We start from the raw sequence: 16,740 nt of genomic DNA, 5'->3' as shown, positions 1-16,740 counted from the left end.
ATGCTCCTTAAAGCCGCATTTAAAGTTCTATTCATTTTACAAAAAAATCGGCCTTTTGTCCAGCAATGGGGAAAAGCCTATAAGCCGCAAGACCGTTTATCTGTTTTCCGCAACCCCGACCTCTTGCAGAAATGCTTATAAAAAATGGGGTAGTGTACCACTCCGATTTAAAAGATATACAAAACGCTTACAAAATAGCTATGGAGGTATGAAATGAAAGTTACTAAATGGGATATGGCAGATTACATAGAAACAGCCGAAGACGTACTAATTTATTTATCCACAGCCCTTGAAGAAGGCGAGCCTGCCGATGTTATAAATGTACTTGGAGCAATATCCCGTTCAAAAGGCATGACACAGCTTGCAAAACAAATAGGCGTAAGCCGTGAAGCTCTTTATACTTCTTTGTCCGAAAAGGGCAACCCCTCATTTTCAACCGTCTTTAACATACTTCGATCAATGGGCATAACGCTCCACGCACGCCTAACCGAAACGGCTTAATTCCACATTCCTAATTAAGCATTCCTAATTAGGAATGCCCAATTATAAACCGCAAAAATAAAAAAGCTATTAACCAAAAATAAAAAAACAGCTTGACATATAATCAAAAAATGATTATAATTTATATATGTATAGGATAATCCAAAAAAAGCGGATAACAAAAGCTGTAGCAAAAATGCCGCAAAAAGAACAAGAACTATATGCCCAGCTAATACTGGATTTAAAAGAATCAGGCCCCGTGCAAACATGCTGGCCTAATTTCAGTTCTTTAGGCAAAAATAAATATCATTGCCACCTATCCTATCATTGGATTGCCTGTTGGAAAGAAACAATCAAAGGTATTGAAATGGAGGTATACTATGCAGGTTCACGTGAAAATGCCCCTTATTAAAATTGAAGGCGACATTCCGCCCGATTTATTGGCATTCGTAAAAACACAATACAAACATGTTACCGTCGAATATGATGACGATGACGAATACGAAGAGGTAACTGAAACCGAATGGTTTAAGAACATTCAAAAAAATATGACACCTCAAAAAACATTAAAACTTTTAAGAAACCGTGACAATCTTACACAGGCTGGACTTGCAGAAAAACTTTGTATCAATGTACAAAATGTTTCCGGAATGGAGCGGGGAGTCCGCCCTATAAGTATAGCTATGGCAAAAAAACTGGGCGCCGTATTTAACACAAGCTACAAAAAATTTTTATAGTTTATTATGATACAATTTTGCCTTATTTTTCCATCTTGATCTTTTTTATATTTTAGACTATATTGTTTCTATGATAGCTAAATCTTACTTAGGCTTAAAGTTAAATCTTTCGCACTCTAATTTATTGCACACGGCTAGTGTGTTAAAAAATATTAGCCTGAGTTTCCCCCCCCCCAATTTCGCTATTAAGTAGAATATCTCTAATTAAAGCTTTTAATATTTATTTTTCTCAATGTACAAACCGCAGAGTAGGCTTTATTCGGCTTTGCGGTTTTTTGTATAAATTTAATTATTTAAAAGGAGAATTAGTTATGAAACAGACTAATTTCAAATTTAAGACTAAGGTCTTAAATCGGGCAGTAAGTTTTACTGCATTGTTGTTGGCTGCAGGACTTTTTATCGGCTTATTAACCGGTTGTCCTACAGGTCAGGGAAAATCAGGCGGAAGTCAATCTTCCGAAGTAATTCCTAATACTCCCGGAAAGGCTTACACTGTGGAAGGTGTAACTTTTGTGATGAAGTCTATAAAGGCTGTAAGCGGTGCCGGGAATCAGCTGGGAGCAGAGTATATCTATAATAATGGATTACATGATATACAGCTTTCAGCCTACAACATAGGAGAAACTGAGGTAACGCAGGAGCTATGGAACAAAGTTATGGATAAAAATCCCAGTGTTTTTAAATCTAATCCTGCATCCGGAGAGGTACAACAAAGGCGTCCTGTAGAAAACATCAACTGGTACCATGCAATAGCCTTTTGTAATAAGCTCAGCCTAAAGCTTAATCTTGAACCTTGCTATACGGTAAAAGTTGGAGGAAGTCCTGTTGATTTTGATACTCTTACCTTTGATCAAATTCCCACAACCGATAATGCTGATTGGAATAAGGCTGAACTAGATATGAGTAAGAACGGCTTTAGGCTTCCGACGGAGGCAGAATGGGAGTGGGCTGCTAAGGGAGGAAAAAAATATATATGGCCTAATACAAATCAAAAGGATAGGTTAATAGAATATGCTTGGTATTCAAATCTTGACGGTGGAGATTTGGATCTAAAGACCCATGAAGTTAAAAAGAAAAAGCCTAATTATTATGGCCTTTACGACATCGCAGGAAATGTAATGGAGTGGTGCTGGGATTGGCAGGAAAATATTAACGCCGGAGCTGTATTACCACAAGACTATTCCGGCCCTGAGAGTATGTTCAAAGATAAAAAATTAAATAAAGAGGTAATATTTATGGTAAATAATAAGCTAAGAGACGGAATATTTTTAATAATACGTGAGTTTAAAAATAATATAGGAAATAATAATTTTATCCCTATGACCAGTTTTGACTCAAAAATAAGTAAATATTTGGGGCAATATTCAAGAGAAGAAATTGGCTCTGAACTTGAAAAAATGCAGCAGGAAGGGCTTATCTTTTTTCGGAAAGATTCAGGTCTTGCTCATGGCGGTATCAGTCTTACTACTGAAGGAAGAGATATAATTTTTTAAAATTAATATTAAAAAGAGCTAAGAACATACAGTTTATAATCGGACACGGATGTCCGTGGTTCTATGCTTTGAGAGTTTGTGCTTGCCGCAAGCTCTAAGGTTAAAAATGTACAAGGAAGTACATTTTTAACCGCCTTTCAGCACACTTTCTACATATTGCGGATTAGCCGAAACAATTTTAAGGAGAGATAAGGCCGCTCCGTCAGGTTTACGCCGTCCTTGTTCCCAGTTTCGTAGGGTTCCTATACTGATATTAAGCATAGCGGCAAATTCTTCTTGCGTTTTATTTGTCTTATCACGTATTTTAGCAATATCTAAAGGCTCTATTTCAAAAACCCTTGAAGGGGGGATTTCTCCTTTTTCAATTAAAACAGCTTCTTTTACACTTTGGAGTAATTCAGTAAACATCTCATCACTCATTTTTTTTCTTTTAAACATAAAAACTCCCTATAAATCTTTAATAAAACTTGCCAGCATATTTATTTGTTTTTTTGTAATATTCTCCGCATCGCTTTTTGAATAAGCAAATAGCAAATATATCTTTGTTTCAGTTTTTATAAAATAGATAATCCTAACACCGCCACTTTTTCCCGTATTCTTTTTACCCCATCTTATTTTTCGTATTCCTGCGCCTCCTTTAATCAATTTACCTTTTAATGGATTGCATACTAGATATTCTTTAAATTTTTTATATGTATCTTCATCCAGTAATTTATTTATTTGTTTTGTAAAAACAGGCGTTTCTATAATCTTCATATCTTATTATACGCCATTGGCGTAAGTCTGTCAATGCCGATTAAACACTTACTAAAATAAAAAGTTAAAACAAGCTGAATTTATAAAATACGGCCAGATTAAAAAATTAAATCTAATAAAATATTTATGATTTGTTAAAGGGTGGTAAAAAGAAAAGAGATGGGCGCTGACGGGATCGAACCGCCGACATTCTGGGTGTAAACCAGACGCTCGTACCAGCTGAGCTAAGCGCCCGATGAGATGGATAATATTACAAATTGCAAAAAATGTCAATACCTGTTTCATAAAAAAATGAATTTTTTTTGTAAAACGGGTATCGGTTTTGGAAAAGCCGGTTTTAGCTTATTTATTTAATTTTACAAGACCGGGAACGGGCCGGGGCTTGATAAATTTTATGAACTTAAAGGGATGAATATCTATTGCGTTTGAATACCAGCCGCCTACGGAGTAAGTGTCTATAATATTTACGCTTAATCCATAGGATATGGGAAGAACAATACTTTCTCCCAATAAAAGCTCCTCTGCCTTGCTTAACATTTCATATCTTTTTTTAAAGTCCTTTTCTGAATGGGATTTTAGGATTATCCTTTCAAATTCCGCATTTTTCCAGCCGGAATCGTTTAGGTTTGAAGCAGGGCGAAACATTTCCAAAAAGGCGATAGGATCTGCAAAGTCTCCTATCCACGTGATCGTTCCTAAATCGTAATCATTCGATTTTAGGCCCGTATAGTAACCGCTGAAAGGGAGGGTCTTAACCTCGGTCTTTATACCGATTTTTGACCATGCAGCCGATAGAATTCCGGCCGGCTCTTTATAATAGCTGCCCTCCGGTATCTTAATCACAATTTTTTTTTGATCTTCATTTAAATCAAGTTTTTTTATGATTTCTTGGGCTTTTTGAAGATTATACTCATTTACACCCTTAATTTTTGGATAGCCCGCAAGGGGAAAAATAAGGGTTTCCGCCTTTATGGGATATCCCTTGCGTAATTCCTCATATGGAACAGCTAAAAGAAGGGCCTTTCTAAACTCGGAATTCTTACTGTTTGGAGATGAAGTCTTAAAGAAAAAATAGTCCGTTGCGAAAAGAGGGTCTATGTTAACACAGCGTTGATCCCCTATTTTTGAAATAACATCGCTTCTCGAAAGCCAATCCATCTCGCCCATGTTAAATTTTTTGACGGCATCTTCCTTGCTTAAATTGAGGAAGAGGTTTATTTGCGGAATCTGAACCTTATCTTTATCCCAATAGTTCTCATTTTTTATCAAAATCAGCTCTTTTTCGGAAAATTTCTTTATTTTATAGGCTCCGCTTGAGACGGGCTTAAAGCTGTCTTTTAATTTTTCTATTTTTTCTATGTTAGAAAATTTTAAGGCTTCTGCAAGCTGAGAGTGTTCAACGGCCGAAAAGGCGTGATGACATAGAATATTGGGGAGGTGCTCAATTTCGGTATTTGTGTAAACCAAAAGAACATGCTCGCTTTCGGCTTTGATTCCGACCTGATTTTTATTCTTTAACTTTCCGTTACGGTAGTCTGCGGCTCCGTCTATGCAGTCTAAAAGGGACGCATAGGGATGATTCCCTGCGGGGTTTAAAAGATTGATCCATGAATCGGCAAAGGTTTGGGCTGTAATTGGTTTTCCGTTTTCGAATTTGGCTTCCTTTCTAATCGTAAAACGCCATGTTCTTCCGCCTGAAACAGTGTATTTTTCTGCCAGGCCCGGCACAGGCTGCAATGTGTAAGGGTCGTATACAAACAGCCCTTCATAAAGGGCTGTTAAGATTTGGGCTTCTCCTGCATCAAAGGCTGTATGGGGGTGAAGCATGGGTATTCCTGAGTTTATGGAAATATTAAGTTCCCGATATTGATTGTCTTGCGAAAACAAGCAAAAGGATAGTAAAATAAAAAATAATGTTGTAAGCCTTTTTTTCATACCATCTCCTATGAAAATTTTTATAAAGGCCTATTATATTGTTTTTTATATTATTATTCAATCCGACTATATTTTAGATAACTCCGAGTTTTTTCATATGGCTTACCTCATCCGCCAGAGCTTGATATTCGGCTCTGTACTGGTTTGCCTTTATAACCGAGTTTGTAATCGTTGTAATTTCTATCTTAATGCCTCGTATTTTGCTTCTAAGCTCAGGTTTTACGTTTTTATAGAATTCGTCAAGTCCTCCGAGCTGTTTTAACATTTCATTGCTGTCACTTATGTACTTTGAAAGGCTGTTAAAGAGAAGCTCATCCGGCATAGTTTTTATCTTTTGATTAACGGCCGAATTCGGCATCAAAATATTTTGGAATAAGGCTATTTTTTGAAGCACTTCTTTTTCAAAAACGGAATAGTTGATTGTTTGTTTTTTTGTATTTTGATTTATGTTATCCGTGATGATGATTGTTATATACTTTTCAGGAGGGTCTAATTTTAAAAGCTGCCTGAAAATTTCGGCAATTTTTCTAAATACGGTATTTTCAGCCTTATAGACCAGTTCTTGATTAGTTTTAATTTTTTCCAGAGCAGCCTTTAAGTGAGGAGCCGAATTTGAAAGAACCTTTAAGCCCGATATTAAAATAGGCCTATGATTTACTTCTTGATTTGAAAAAGAGCTCTCCTTTGGTTTAACCTCAAGTCGTGATAAGATCTCCTGCTGTAATATGGCCGAGTCATCACCGTAATCTTCTCTGATTATTTCGACTATAAGATCCGTATAAAAAGGCTTTTTTTTGAGCTTTAGTGTGAAAATCTTTTTTATTTCTCTTAATACATTTGAAGGATTTGCACAGTCGGCCTTGGTTATCTTTACTGACGGTATAATCTCTCTGCGTATTAAAAGTTTATATTCTTCCCGATGAAAGATAGAAAGGCTTTTAAGCTGGGTATTAATATAGGCTTCGCTTTTTGCAAGGTGGGTAACAGAGTCCCGTAAAAGACTGCTTGATAGTTGATCCGGTCCTTTTAAAAGGTTGTTTATTATATCGGCTATGGCCCTCGTATTTGTATGATTCGATGTATTTGTAAAGTCAGACCAAATAAAGGTACTGTTTAGTTCAAGGAGAATGGAAATTCTTTTGGGAGTTAAAAAATCGGTATTAAACTGATAGTAATTGTTGACAAATTCCAGCATCGTTTCATAGTGGGCCAAGCGGGTACCTATAACGCTGGCCTTTTCCGAATCTGCAAAGTTCTCTTTGCTGGGAATTTCAACCTCAGTCATTTTACTGTCATATTTATAAGGATCATCATGGATGACCCGTTTTTTTAAAAGAGTGCTTCTGATTGCGTGGAGTGCACTGCTTTGAATATTGTAGTTTTCCCTCACTTTGGGAAGAATTTGAGAGTTAAATTCATTCCTTTTTGTTTCAAGGATTACCGAAAGCTCCTCAACAAAGTTTTTTCTATTTTCCATACCACACTTATCGGCATTTTTGCCTTTTTTTTTAAGTATATAATAAGTAAAGATTTTTACTTATCTTAGGGGTTTGACAAAGTTTGTCTTTTGTCGTATTCTGTTGTATATGTTTGTTTCAGTTGTTATAGATCCGGGAGGAAGGGAATCGGCTTCTCATCTGGCAGAAGTTCTAACGGCCAACGGCTTTGAACGGGTTCAGCATGCTTGCTGGGAATCGGTAACAATAAATGACGAAGGACTTGTTACATTAAAGCAGGATATAGACCGAGTTACCGATTATTACGACATCGTCCGTCTCTACCAATATCCTATTCAGGATGTATTGGCAATAACTACGCTTTATAAAAAAAAGTGGAGGAGGGTCCTTGTGCGCCCGCCTGCAAAAAAATTGGAGAAGTAACCTTATGGAAGACTATAGATCAAATTTAGAAGAATTAAAAAACGATATCTCTAATATTTGGGGGCGTCTTTGACCCTGAGGCGGTAAAATCAAAGATTGCCGAAAAAGAAGCTATAACCTTAGCTCCCGATTTTTGGAATGACAGTAAAAAAGCCGAAAAAATCATGGGTGAGATAAAGGCCCTTAAAAACAGAATCTATCCTTGGCAGGAACTCATGGATGAGGTTTCGGATTTGGAAGTTTTAATGGAGCTTTCAGATGAGTCGGGCAATGAAGAGCTGGCCGAAGAGATCAGCTCAAGCTATAATTCCGTTTACGAAAAATACAAAAAATTAAGTATATTGAGCCTCCTTTCAGGTGAGGTCGATAAAAACGATGCCTATCTTACCGTTCATGCCGGAGCCGGGGGAACGGAGGCCTGTGATTGGGCAAGTATGCTGGTGCGTATGTATTTGCGCTGGTGTGAATCCCGCGGCTTTAAAACCGAAGTCATAGATTTGATTGAAGCTGAGGGAGGGATAAAGTCCGCTACCTTTCAGATTTCGGGTGATTTTGCCTTCGGTCTTTTAAAAAGCGAAACGGGAATTCATCGCTTGGTACGCATAAGCCCCTTCGATTCCAACGGCAGGAGACATACGTCCTTTACTTCCGTGTTTGCCTTTCCCGTTCTTGATGATACGATAGAAGTCGATATAAGGCCTGAAGACCTGCGCATCGATACCTACCGTGCCGGAGGTGCCGGAGGTCAGCACGTAAACAAAACCGACTCGGCCGTCCGCATTACCCATATTCCCACAGGTATAGTTGTTGCCTGTCAAAGTCAAAGGAGCCAAATCAGCAATAAGGCCACGGCAATGAATGTTCTAAAATCAAGGCTTTATAATTATTATGAAGAGCAAAAAGAAAAAGAGAACATGAAATTTGCCGCCGAAAAAAAAGGTATTTCCTGGGGCAATCAGATCCGTTCCTATGTTTTTCAACCTTATACAATGGTAAAAGATCATAGAACCAAGTATGAAACCGGAAATATTCAGGCTGTAATGGACGGAGATATAGACGAGTTTATAAACAGCTTTTTAAATACAAAGATTGAAGATATGAGCATTGATGAGGACGATTCTCTATGATATGTATTGTATGCAAATCCGAATTTTTAGCAGCCGATATAAGGGCAATATGTCTTTCTCATGTAAACGAAACAATTAAGATTTTGCCTCAAGTCTCCCTTTTGCATACATTAATAAGTGAAAATGTCCGCCTTGTTTTTTTTGACTCAAAGCTTTTTACCGATACTGCCGCTTTTCGACAAAAAAGTCCGGGTACCCAATTTGTCGTTATTTCTTCTATAGGGGATGAAGGTCTTGCAGAAAAGGCTCTTATCTGCGGGGCCTCAGACTTTTTATTATGCCCCTTTACCGAAAAAGGAGTTATAAACTGCTTATGAGCTCTTCCTTTAAATTGAAAAAGCTTATTTTTTTATCAGCCTTTTTTTTTATAGTTTCTTTTTTGTTTGCACAAAAAACTGAAGATGAAAATTCCGATTGGACTATTGCCGTTTCCGAATTCAAAACGGAAGGACTTCCTTCCTCTTATCAAAGCTATAAAACGATAGTGCCTCAAATGTTTTTAATCTACATGGATACCGGCTCAAAAAGAATAGTACCCTTTGAAGAAAAAAAAATGCGGGCCTTGATGGAAGCTTCAAACAAAAAACTAAAACTTATAAAAGAAAGGGCAAAACTTATTAAGGACAGGGATGAGCTTTTTTTATCCGTTGAAGATAAAAAAGTAAAAGATGAAAAAGAAAAAAAACTTACAGAGGAAATTTTAAAAAAAGAAAAAGGTATTTACGATGCCGGTATAGATATCAAAATAGAAGAAAACCGTTTTTTTACTTCAGGTCAGCCTAAAAATATAAGCTTGTGGAAATATGGGGAGACTCTGTACAAGATGTCTGAAAATGCCGACTTAGGTGAAAGCTTAAAAAAAGAAAATATATCGGCTCTTATTTACGGCTCGGTAAAAGATATTTCCGGTTATATGGTTATAACCGCTTATTTGGATACAGGACTTTCCGGAATGAAGGTTCACGAATTTTCAGGGGCCGGAAGATACGACGATGTTGAAAAAGTCGTAGAAATGCTGGTGCGTCAAATATACACAATTATTCAAAATACAAAAGAAGTAAAAGTCTTCTTTGAGGTAAATCCTAAAAACGCCAAGGTTTATATTGACGGTAAGCTTATACGGGACTTTTCAAAACCCATAACATTGCGTGAGGGATTTTATCAAATAGGGGCTTCTGCTCAAGATTATGTTGAGGAAGCAAAAAAAATAGAGCTAAAAAATAAAGATGCCTATACCTTAAAGATTAATTTAAAAAAAGAAAAAACCGAAACAATAGGTTTTAATCTTAAAAGCGGTTCCCCCAATTTATTTTTTAAATCCCAATATTCCATTCGAATACCCGGAATCATAACCATCCCTAAAATGAAATCTATTTTTGAATTTGAAGAAAAGGGGGTGCATACCTTCGGAGTTCTTGAGCCTTCAAATAATAGTTTTTCACGGCAAAATGTTCAAAATATGATAATAAAGTTAAACAAAAAAAATGTAAAAGATTCGATAGAAACTCAACGGAAAATTTTATATTGGTCTTTAGGCGCCTTGTACATAAGTTTGCCCATAACAATGATTTTAAAATCCAGAGTGGATGATGAGGTATATGCTTTTAAAAGCGGTAAGGTTCCTTATCAACAGTCCAAGGTTGAGCGTATAAACAGGCTGGGCATGACTCAAAATGTTTTTCAGGGAATTACGATTGCTTTGGGAGTTAATTATTTTATACAGTTAATAATCTATCTTGTAAAGGCAGATAGGGCCTTACCCCGAAAGATAAAACCTAACTACTCCGATCCTGTTTATGAAGAAACTGCTCTTGATAAACCTGCCGGAGATCAGTCTATAGCCGATAAACCTATTATTAAAGATGAGGAGAATAAAAATGAAGAATAAAAGTTTTGCTGCCGGATTAAAAAAACTATTCGGTTTATATAAGGGCCCGGATGAATCTTTTTTTGAAGATTTAACCGATACCCTGATAGAAGGTGACATAGGAGCAAAAACAGCTCTCGAAATTGAAGCCTCTTTAAGAGATTTATGTAAAAAGGAAAAGCTTGTTTCTGAAGGCGATGTTTTAAACGGTCTTTATAATATTTTATTACCCTATGTAAAGGTAACCTCCTTAGAACCTGAGAAGGGTAAGGTTTCTATTTATCTTGTTCTGGGTGTAAACGGGGTAGGAAAGACAACCTCAATAGGAAAGATGGCTTCTTATTATAAACAAAAATGCGATATTCCCATCATTTTGGCTGCCGGAGATACCTTTAGAGCAGCTGCCATAGAGCAACTGAAATTTCATGGTGAAAAAAATGATGTGAGGGTGGTTGCTCATCAGCATGGCGGAGATCCCGGTGCCGTTATCTTTGATGCAGGGGATGCCATGGCTGCTGCAGGAGGCGGCCTCGTCCTTGCAGACACGGCAGGGAGACTTCACAATAAAGAAAACCTTGTAAGAGAACTTCAAAAAATAGACAGGATTGCAAAGACAAAGGCCTCTGAGGGCTGCTACAAAAAGATATTGGTATTGGATGCAACAACAGGCCAAAACGGACTAAGGCAGGCTGAAGTGTTTCATGAAGCTATAGGAGTAGATGCAGTTTTTTTAACAAAGTATGACTCTACTGCGAAGGGCGGTGTTGCCGTTACGGCAGGAAAAGAGCTTAACCTTCCCATGCTCTTTGTCGGAACCGGCGAAAAGTATGAAAACATATCTCCTTTTTCGGCTGAAAATTATGTAAAGGAATTTATCGGAAAAATATAAATGAGTTTAAAAAAACTATTATTTTTTGTTTTTATTTTATTTTCTCTTTTTATTTTTGCAGACGGAACGGAAAATGCCGATGTTCAGTCGCCTCCTGCGGCAGCGGAAAGTGCCGATGTTCAATCGCCTCCTGCGGCAGCAGAAAGTGCCCATACTCAATCACCTTCCGGTAACGAAAATCAAAATTTATCCGAAAACGAAAAAGAGCCGGAAGAACTTGATAAGGGTTTTTACTCCATTCAAAGCTCAGGGCTTACGGCCTGTTTTGAAGATCGATGGTTTTTTGAAAAACTGGATGATGACGGCAGACCTCTTATGTCCGTTTTATATGAAAAAGATAAACTCATAGAAAAAAAGACATATACCTACAAAGACGGATATCCCGAATCTTGCGAAGTTGTTTTATCCGATAAACTTATCAAAATAAAATATAATAAAAAAAGAATGGAAACCGAAAAAATTATTTATGATGTTGAAGGTAAAAATGAACTTGAAAAAAATATATATACCTACAATGAGAATAATTTATTAATTGAATCCTTTTTAAAAAAAGATGGGATTGAATATATTTCAAAATTTGAATACGGGTCTGAAAATAAAACAAAATCCAAAACAGATTTTGTAAACGGAAATAAAATTTCTTACACCGAGTATATGACGGATAAAAAGATAGTCCATTTATTCGAATACGGAAAAGAAATCGGAGTTGTAGAGGAAGAAACATAAGATGAAAAAGCGTAATTATAGATGGATTTTTTTTGTTTTACATAGATTTAACTCTGCGGATACAAGGGGCCGCTCTTCAATCTCGACTCTTTTTTCTATATTGGGGATTGCCTTCGGAGTAATGGTATTGACTGTAATTCTATCAATAATGAACGGTCTTCAAATGGGTTATATCGATACAATTATGCAGGTAAGCTCAGGGCATATAAGGTTATACGGCGAAAAAGAAGATTTAACAAAAGCCGAAAATTTAAACCTTCATGAAGCCTTTTTTATTTTTCAAGAATCCCAAACTCTTATGCAGGGAAATTACGGCAGGCAGCACGGCGTTTTAATCCGCGCAGTGGAAGAAGATATAATGCAAAAAGATAAGGGCTTTTGTGAGGCCTTAAAAATATCTTATGGGGCCTTTAACATCTTAAAAGAAGATGCCGTTATTTTGGGGTATGAGCTGGCCCGCCAGCTTGGCGTAAAGGTTGGGGATAACGTAAATATTATAGCCGCCTCAGGCTCATCCGAGACAAGCCTTTTTCCTGAAAATCAAGACTTAACTGTTACGGGTATTTTTAAGACCGGATATTATGAGGTCGATTCTTCTTTTGCTTTTATATCGTTAGAAAGCGGAGAAAAACTATTCGGAAAAGAATCAAAGCTGTATGCCTCCGTCAAACTACAAAATCAAAACAATGATGCCGCCTATATATCATCCCTAAATGCTTCCTCGATTAACTTAAAATCGGAATCATGGCGCTCTTATAATCATGCTTTTTTCGGAGCTCTTAGAATAGAAAAAAATATGATGATGCTTTTGGTGTTTTTGATTTTCTTGGTTGTGTCGGTTAATATCTATAACGGAATGAGACGTTCAATTTATGAAAGACGGGAGGAAATTTCCGTATTGTCATCTCTTGGTGCATATTCAAAACACATTCAGGCTCTTTTTATTGCAAACGGATTTACGATAGGTTTGATAGGGGCAAGTGCCGGCCTTTTATTGGGTCTTTTGCTCTCGGTTCAAATAAATTCCATTTTTGCTTTAATAGAAAATATAGTCAATTCGGTCTTGACCTTTGTATTTATCTTATTTCAAAGTTCGTCCGATGCGGATTTTGCAGTATTCAGTCCTGTCTATTTTTATATGGAAACCGTTCCTGTCAGAATATTTTTTAATGAAATTTTGCTCATTTTTTTATTCGGCATTTTTTCGTCATCCGCTGCCGCAATGGCAGCTTCAAGGCGCATATTAAAATTAAAGCCTGCGGAGGTATTACGCTATGAGTAGGAATATTGTTTTAATTTCCAATTTAACCAAAACATTTTCTTCGGCAAGCGAAAAGCTCGTTATATTCGATAAGCTTAATTTTTCCATTGAAGAAGGGAAAAAGATTTCGATTACCGGAGAATCAGGTTCGGGTAAAAGTACCTTTTTAAATATCTTGGGCGGCCTTGAGTCGGCAGACAGCGGAGAAATCCTGGCAGGCTCTTATAAGGTTCATTCCCTCGATGAAAAATCCCTCACCGAGTACCGAAGTTCATTTTTAGGTTTGGTTTTTCAGTTTCATTATTTGTTAAAAGATTTTACCGCTCTTGAAAACGTAATGCTTCCTGCCCTGATTGCAGGAAAGCCTAAAAAAGAAATAAAAGAAAAAGCTCTCTCTCTCTTGGAGGATGTAAAGTTGGCAGAACGCAAAGGCCATTTTCCTTCTCAGCTTTCCGGAGGAGAAAGACAGAGGGTTGCAGTTGCCCGCTCCTTGATAAACAGCCCCTCTCTTATTCTTGCAGATGAACCCACCGGAAACTTGGACCCTGCAAATGCCGAGACCGTTCAAAACCTTTTATTTTCTGTTGTCGATAAACACAAAAAGACCTTGGTGCTTGTTACCCACGATCAAAAAATAGCCTCAATGACGGATATTTCTTATAAACTTTATAAGGGTAATTTGGAAGAAGTATGAAAAATTTAGTCTTTATAAAAATGGCATTTAGATTTTTAGGCATAGGTTCGGGAAAGACGGTTTCCAATGCCCGCAAAAGCTTGTTCGGTGCCGTTTTGGGTATAGGCATAAGTATAATTCCGCTCATTGTCGTTTTAGTTGTCTCTGACGGTATGATTCAGGGAATCACTTCCCGTACAATAGAGCTTGGAACCGGACACCTTCAAGCCATAGATATGCGGCCCTTATCAACTTATAAAAATGCCGAAACGGAGAAGGATGCCCGTTCATTAATTCTTGAGTTTTATGAGGGTAACTTTATCGAAAATGCTTGGATCGAAAGACAGGGAAACGGTCTGGTTATAGGTAAAAACGGAAGAAGCGGAGGAACTATCCGTGCAGTCGAGCCCGAATTTTTTACTCAAAATATCAAGGCTCTTAACCTGATAAGAGTAATATCCGGTTCTCTCGAATTTGAAAATAATAAGTCGGCAATTTTGGGAGCTAAGATAGCGGAAAAACTCGGCTTAAAAGTAGGGGATACATGCAGGATTATAACCTTAAATAAAAACGAAAAAGGTAAAACTATTCCCCGTGTAAGTGCATTTAAAATTTCAGGGCTTATATCTTCAGGTTACCAAGAGTTGGATGCCCTATGGGTTTTTATTCCCCTATCTGAAGGCTTAAAGATTATGCCGATGACTTCTTCTTTAACCTCAATAGTGGTTTCGACAAAGGATCCCTTTGATGATGATAAGATGCAGGCCCTTCAATTAAAATTAAGCTCAATATTACCGGAAACTTTTTCTATATATTCTTGGGCCGACTTAAATCGCCCTGCCTTTACCTCCTTTAAAACTACAAAGAATATTTTGCTTTTTATCATGTTTTTGATAGTTTTGGTGGCTTCTGCCAATATTTCTTCAGCAATTGTTATGCTTGTAATGGAAAGAAGAAGGGAGATAGCCATCCTCAAGGCGGCCGGAGCCCATCCTTCCTCCATAAGTCTTGCTTTTTTGCTTGCCGGCCTTTTAACAAGTTTAGGCGGGATTATTTTGGGGATGCCCTTAGGTATTTTAACCGCCTTGCATATAAACGAAATTTTTGCCTATGCAGAGAAGATTTTAAACTATCTTCAAAACTTGTTTTATGTCTTCTTTTACGGGGGCGGAAAACCTCTTGAAATTCACCTTTTGGACCCGGCCTATTATTTGGAGCATATTCCCGTAAAATTAAATTTTTTTGACCTTTACATAATAGCCGTTTGTATGTTAATATTATCAGTAGTAGTGTGTTTGGTTCCTGCAGTACGGGCAGGAAAAGAAAAGCCGATAGAAATTATGAGGAAATTATGATTTGCGATATGTGTAAATTAAACGAAGCTGCGGTTTCTGTGGAACAAGTTGCAGACGGTGTGACTAAAAATATTTATCTGTGTCCGGCTTGCTCACAAAGGCTCGGGTTTGGTATGTTTTCTGAAACTATTGATATTTCCATAACAAAACTCCTTGGATCTAATGATATCGACAATGATGACTGCAAAAAATCGGGGCAATGTCCTATATGCGGATTAAGTTTTAGAGACATAGAATCTAAACAAATTATAGGATGCACGGAGTGTTTTTCGTTTTTTAAAACCGAAATTATGGAAATATTGGGAAAAAAGAAGAAAAATCTAAAGTATTCGGGCTTTACCTCGGATGATCAGGTCCCTGAAACCTTTTTTGAAACTCATAGTTCTCAAGAACTTCGTGAAGAACTAAAAAAAGCTGTCGAAATCGAAGATTATGAGAGGGCTGCCGCCTTAAGGGATGAGATCAAAGCTTTGGAGAAAAACCATGATATCAAGACTTGATGGCTGGTATACGGAAAACGGTCCCAACACCGATATTGTCCTATACAGCCGTTGTGATATAGCCCGCAATATATCGGGTTTTTTGTTTCCGAACAAAATTAGTCTTTGCGACTCGGTTGATGTTGTTTCGCTTGTTTTTTCTTTTTTTTGCTCTTTGGGTGATTCCGCTTATTTTAAAAAATTAAAACTTAGAGCAATAGATCCGCTTTCCATCAAATTACTTGAAGAAAAAGGAATTCTTCTTCCCGATATGCCTGAAAAGATAGAAAAGGCTGTTTTAGTACATGAAAACGGTTCTCTTTATATAGGCTTGAACCTTGAAGATCATGTAAACATAACTTCTTTTGCTGCCGGAATGGACCCTGAAGAAGTTTATGCAAGGGCCTCCTTTATGGAAGTCAAAATGAGGGAAAAAATTAAATTTGCGGAAGATAGGGACTTAGGTTTTTTAACTTCCAACCTTATGGAAATCGGTACAGGGGTAAAATTTTCGGTTTTATGCTCTCTGCCGGGTGTCCTTTATTCCAACTGTCTGGGCTCGGTTTTGGAATTAACAAAACAAAGTAATCTTAATGTTGCCGGCTACTATTCGCCTAATTCCAAAAATTCCATAGGAGCTCTTTTTTTGATTTCAAGTGCCGTATCGGCAGGCGATAATGAGGATATTCAAACGGCGGATTTTATCGCAGGTGTAAATACTATCATTGAAATTGAAAGAGAGAAGAGAAAAAATTTTCTGGATGAAAATACATTGAAAGTTGAAGACATGCTTAGAAGAGCTATTGCAATAGCTCAAAGTGCAAAACTCATGGATTTTAAAGAAGCTGCCGATATAGTTTTTAAAATAAAGTTCGGCTTAAATATGGGCTTAATTACCGGTATTACCAATGAAGAATGTAACTCGATGATTTTTAAGTCCCAAATGGGACATCTTGCTTTTTTATTGCTTAACAGCCATATGGGTTTAGCCGATAGAAATTTAAGCGATTTTTCGATAGAAGAATATAGGGCTCGTACCATTCAAGAACTTTGCTCAAAAGTCCGAATTATAATGTGAGGTG

The 16,740-nt window shown here is 37.2% G+C and carries 19 protein-coding genes and 1 tRNA gene; 15 read left to right on the top strand and 5 right to left on the bottom strand.

Annotated elements, in window-relative coordinates; genetic code table 11:
• Nucleotides 1-213: 213 nt before the first annotated feature.
• The 4 genes from E4O04_RS10605 to E4O04_RS10590 all read left to right on the top strand — a co-directional run bounded on the left by E4O04_RS10605 (nucleotide 214) and on the right by E4O04_RS10590 (nucleotide 2,710).
• A complete protein-coding gene (locus tag E4O04_RS10605; protein ID WP_253687389.1) occupies nucleotides 214-501 on the top strand; it encodes an addiction module antidote protein in 288 nt (95 codons plus the stop codon).
• A 127-nt stretch (nucleotides 502-628) separates the two neighbouring features.
• Entirely contained in the window at nucleotides 629-892 is a 264-nt protein-coding gene (locus E4O04_RS10600) for a hypothetical protein (RefSeq protein ID WP_253687390.1), read from the top strand.
• Nucleotides 861-1,217, top strand: coding sequence for a helix-turn-helix domain-containing protein (locus E4O04_RS10595; RefSeq protein WP_253687392.1), 357 nt, complete (start codon nucleotides 861-863; stop codon nucleotides 1,215-1,217). Before E4O04_RS10600 ends, E4O04_RS10595 begins: the two co-directional genes overlap by 32 nt.
• Nucleotides 1,218-1,528: 311 nt before the next feature.
• Entirely contained in the window at nucleotides 1,529-2,710 is a 1,182-nt protein-coding gene (locus E4O04_RS10590; RefSeq protein WP_253707855.1) for a formylglycine-generating enzyme family protein, read from the top strand.
• A 126-nt stretch (nucleotides 2,711-2,836) separates the two neighbouring features.
• On the opposite strand, the gene nadS is transcribed toward E4O04_RS10590, so the two are convergent.
• The 5 genes from nadS to E4O04_RS10565 form a co-directional block, all read right to left on the bottom strand.
• Entirely contained in the window at nucleotides 2,837-3,148 is a 312-nt protein-coding gene (nadS, locus tag E4O04_RS10585; protein ID WP_253687396.1) for a NadS family protein, read from the bottom strand.
• Nucleotides 3,149-3,157: 9 nt separating this feature from the next.
• Nucleotides 3,158-3,466, bottom strand: a complete 309-nt coding sequence (locus E4O04_RS10580) for a type II toxin-antitoxin system RelE/ParE family toxin (RefSeq protein ID WP_253707852.1) — start codon at nucleotides 3,464-3,466, stop codon at nucleotides 3,158-3,160.
• Between the two features lie 160 nt (nucleotides 3,467-3,626).
• Nucleotides 3,627-3,700: transfer RNA gene (locus tag E4O04_RS10575), tRNA-Val, on the bottom strand.
• Between the two features lie 108 nt (nucleotides 3,701-3,808).
• Complete coding sequence (locus tag E4O04_RS10570) at nucleotides 3,809-5,293, bottom strand: peptide ABC transporter substrate-binding protein (RefSeq protein ID WP_371922296.1); 1,485 nt, start codon at nucleotides 5,291-5,293, stop codon at nucleotides 3,809-3,811.
• A gap of 181 nt (nucleotides 5,294-5,474) precedes the next feature.
• A complete protein-coding gene (locus E4O04_RS10565) occupies nucleotides 5,475-6,878 on the bottom strand; it encodes a TP0584 family protein (RefSeq protein ID WP_253707847.1) in 1,404 nt (467 codons plus the stop codon).
• 109 nt (nucleotides 6,879-6,987) lie between these two features.
• On the opposite strand from E4O04_RS10565, the gene E4O04_RS10560 reads away from it, so the two are divergent.
• From E4O04_RS10560 to E4O04_RS10510, 11 genes are all read left to right on the top strand, one after another.
• A complete protein-coding gene (locus E4O04_RS10560; RefSeq protein WP_253687401.1) occupies nucleotides 6,988-7,281 on the top strand; it encodes a CRISPR-associated protein Cas2 in 294 nt (97 codons plus the stop codon).
• 4 nt (nucleotides 7,282-7,285) lie between these two features.
• A protein-coding gene (prfB, locus tag E4O04_RS10555; RefSeq protein WP_253687403.1) for a peptide chain release factor 2 occupies nucleotides 7,286-8,408 on the top strand; the annotation gives its coding sequence in 2 pieces (ribosomal slippage) (nucleotides 7,286-7,351 and nucleotides 7,353-8,408; 1,122 coding nt in all).
• Nucleotides 8,405-8,725 carry a response regulator gene (locus E4O04_RS10550; RefSeq protein WP_253687405.1) on the top strand — a complete coding sequence of 107 codons (321 nt, stop codon included), beginning with the start codon at nucleotides 8,405-8,407 and terminating at the stop codon, nucleotides 8,723-8,725. The genes prfB and E4O04_RS10550 overlap by 4 nt, the downstream gene beginning before the upstream one ends.
• A complete protein-coding gene (locus tag E4O04_RS10545) occupies nucleotides 8,722-10,296 on the top strand; it encodes a PEGA domain-containing protein (RefSeq protein ID WP_253707844.1) in 1,575 nt (524 codons plus the stop codon). The genes E4O04_RS10550 and E4O04_RS10545 overlap by 4 nt, the downstream gene beginning before the upstream one ends.
• Nucleotides 10,286-11,164 (top strand): signal recognition particle-docking protein FtsY, encoded by an 879-nt coding sequence (ftsY, locus tag E4O04_RS10540; RefSeq protein ID WP_253707841.1) that lies wholly within the window; start codon nucleotides 10,286-10,288, stop codon nucleotides 11,162-11,164. Before E4O04_RS10545 ends, ftsY begins: the two co-directional genes overlap by 11 nt.
• Nucleotides 11,165-11,890 carry a hypothetical protein gene (locus E4O04_RS10535; RefSeq protein ID WP_253707838.1) on the top strand — a complete coding sequence of 242 codons (726 nt, stop codon included), beginning with the start codon at nucleotides 11,165-11,167 and terminating at the stop codon, nucleotides 11,888-11,890.
• Between the two features lies 1 nt (nucleotide 11,891).
• Nucleotides 11,892-13,172 carry an ABC transporter permease gene (locus E4O04_RS10530; protein ID WP_253707835.1) on the top strand — a complete coding sequence of 427 codons (1,281 nt, stop codon included), beginning with the start codon at nucleotides 11,892-11,894 and terminating at the stop codon, nucleotides 13,170-13,172.
• Entirely contained in the window at nucleotides 13,165-13,845 is a 681-nt protein-coding gene (locus E4O04_RS10525; protein WP_253687414.1) for an ABC transporter ATP-binding protein, read from the top strand. Before E4O04_RS10530 ends, E4O04_RS10525 begins: the two co-directional genes overlap by 8 nt.
• A complete protein-coding gene (locus E4O04_RS10520; protein WP_253687415.1) occupies nucleotides 13,842-15,179 on the top strand; it encodes an ABC transporter permease in 1,338 nt (445 codons plus the stop codon). Before E4O04_RS10525 ends, E4O04_RS10520 begins: the two co-directional genes overlap by 4 nt.
• Entirely contained in the window at nucleotides 15,176-15,679 is a 504-nt protein-coding gene (locus E4O04_RS10515; RefSeq protein ID WP_253687417.1) for a UvrB/UvrC motif-containing protein, read from the top strand. Before E4O04_RS10520 ends, E4O04_RS10515 begins: the two co-directional genes overlap by 4 nt.
• Nucleotides 15,663-16,736 (top strand): ATP--guanido phosphotransferase, encoded by a 1,074-nt coding sequence (locus tag E4O04_RS10510; protein ID WP_253707832.1) that lies wholly within the window; start codon nucleotides 15,663-15,665, stop codon nucleotides 16,734-16,736. Before E4O04_RS10515 ends, E4O04_RS10510 begins: the two co-directional genes overlap by 17 nt.
• Nucleotides 16,737-16,740: the final 4 nt, after the last annotated feature.

Origin of the sequence: Treponema sp. OMZ 799 (assembly GCF_024181365.1) — a bacterium.
Taxonomy (GTDB): Bacteria; Spirochaetota; Spirochaetia; order Treponematales; family Treponemataceae; genus Treponema_B.
This window is presented reverse-complemented; position numbering and strand designations above follow the sequence as displayed.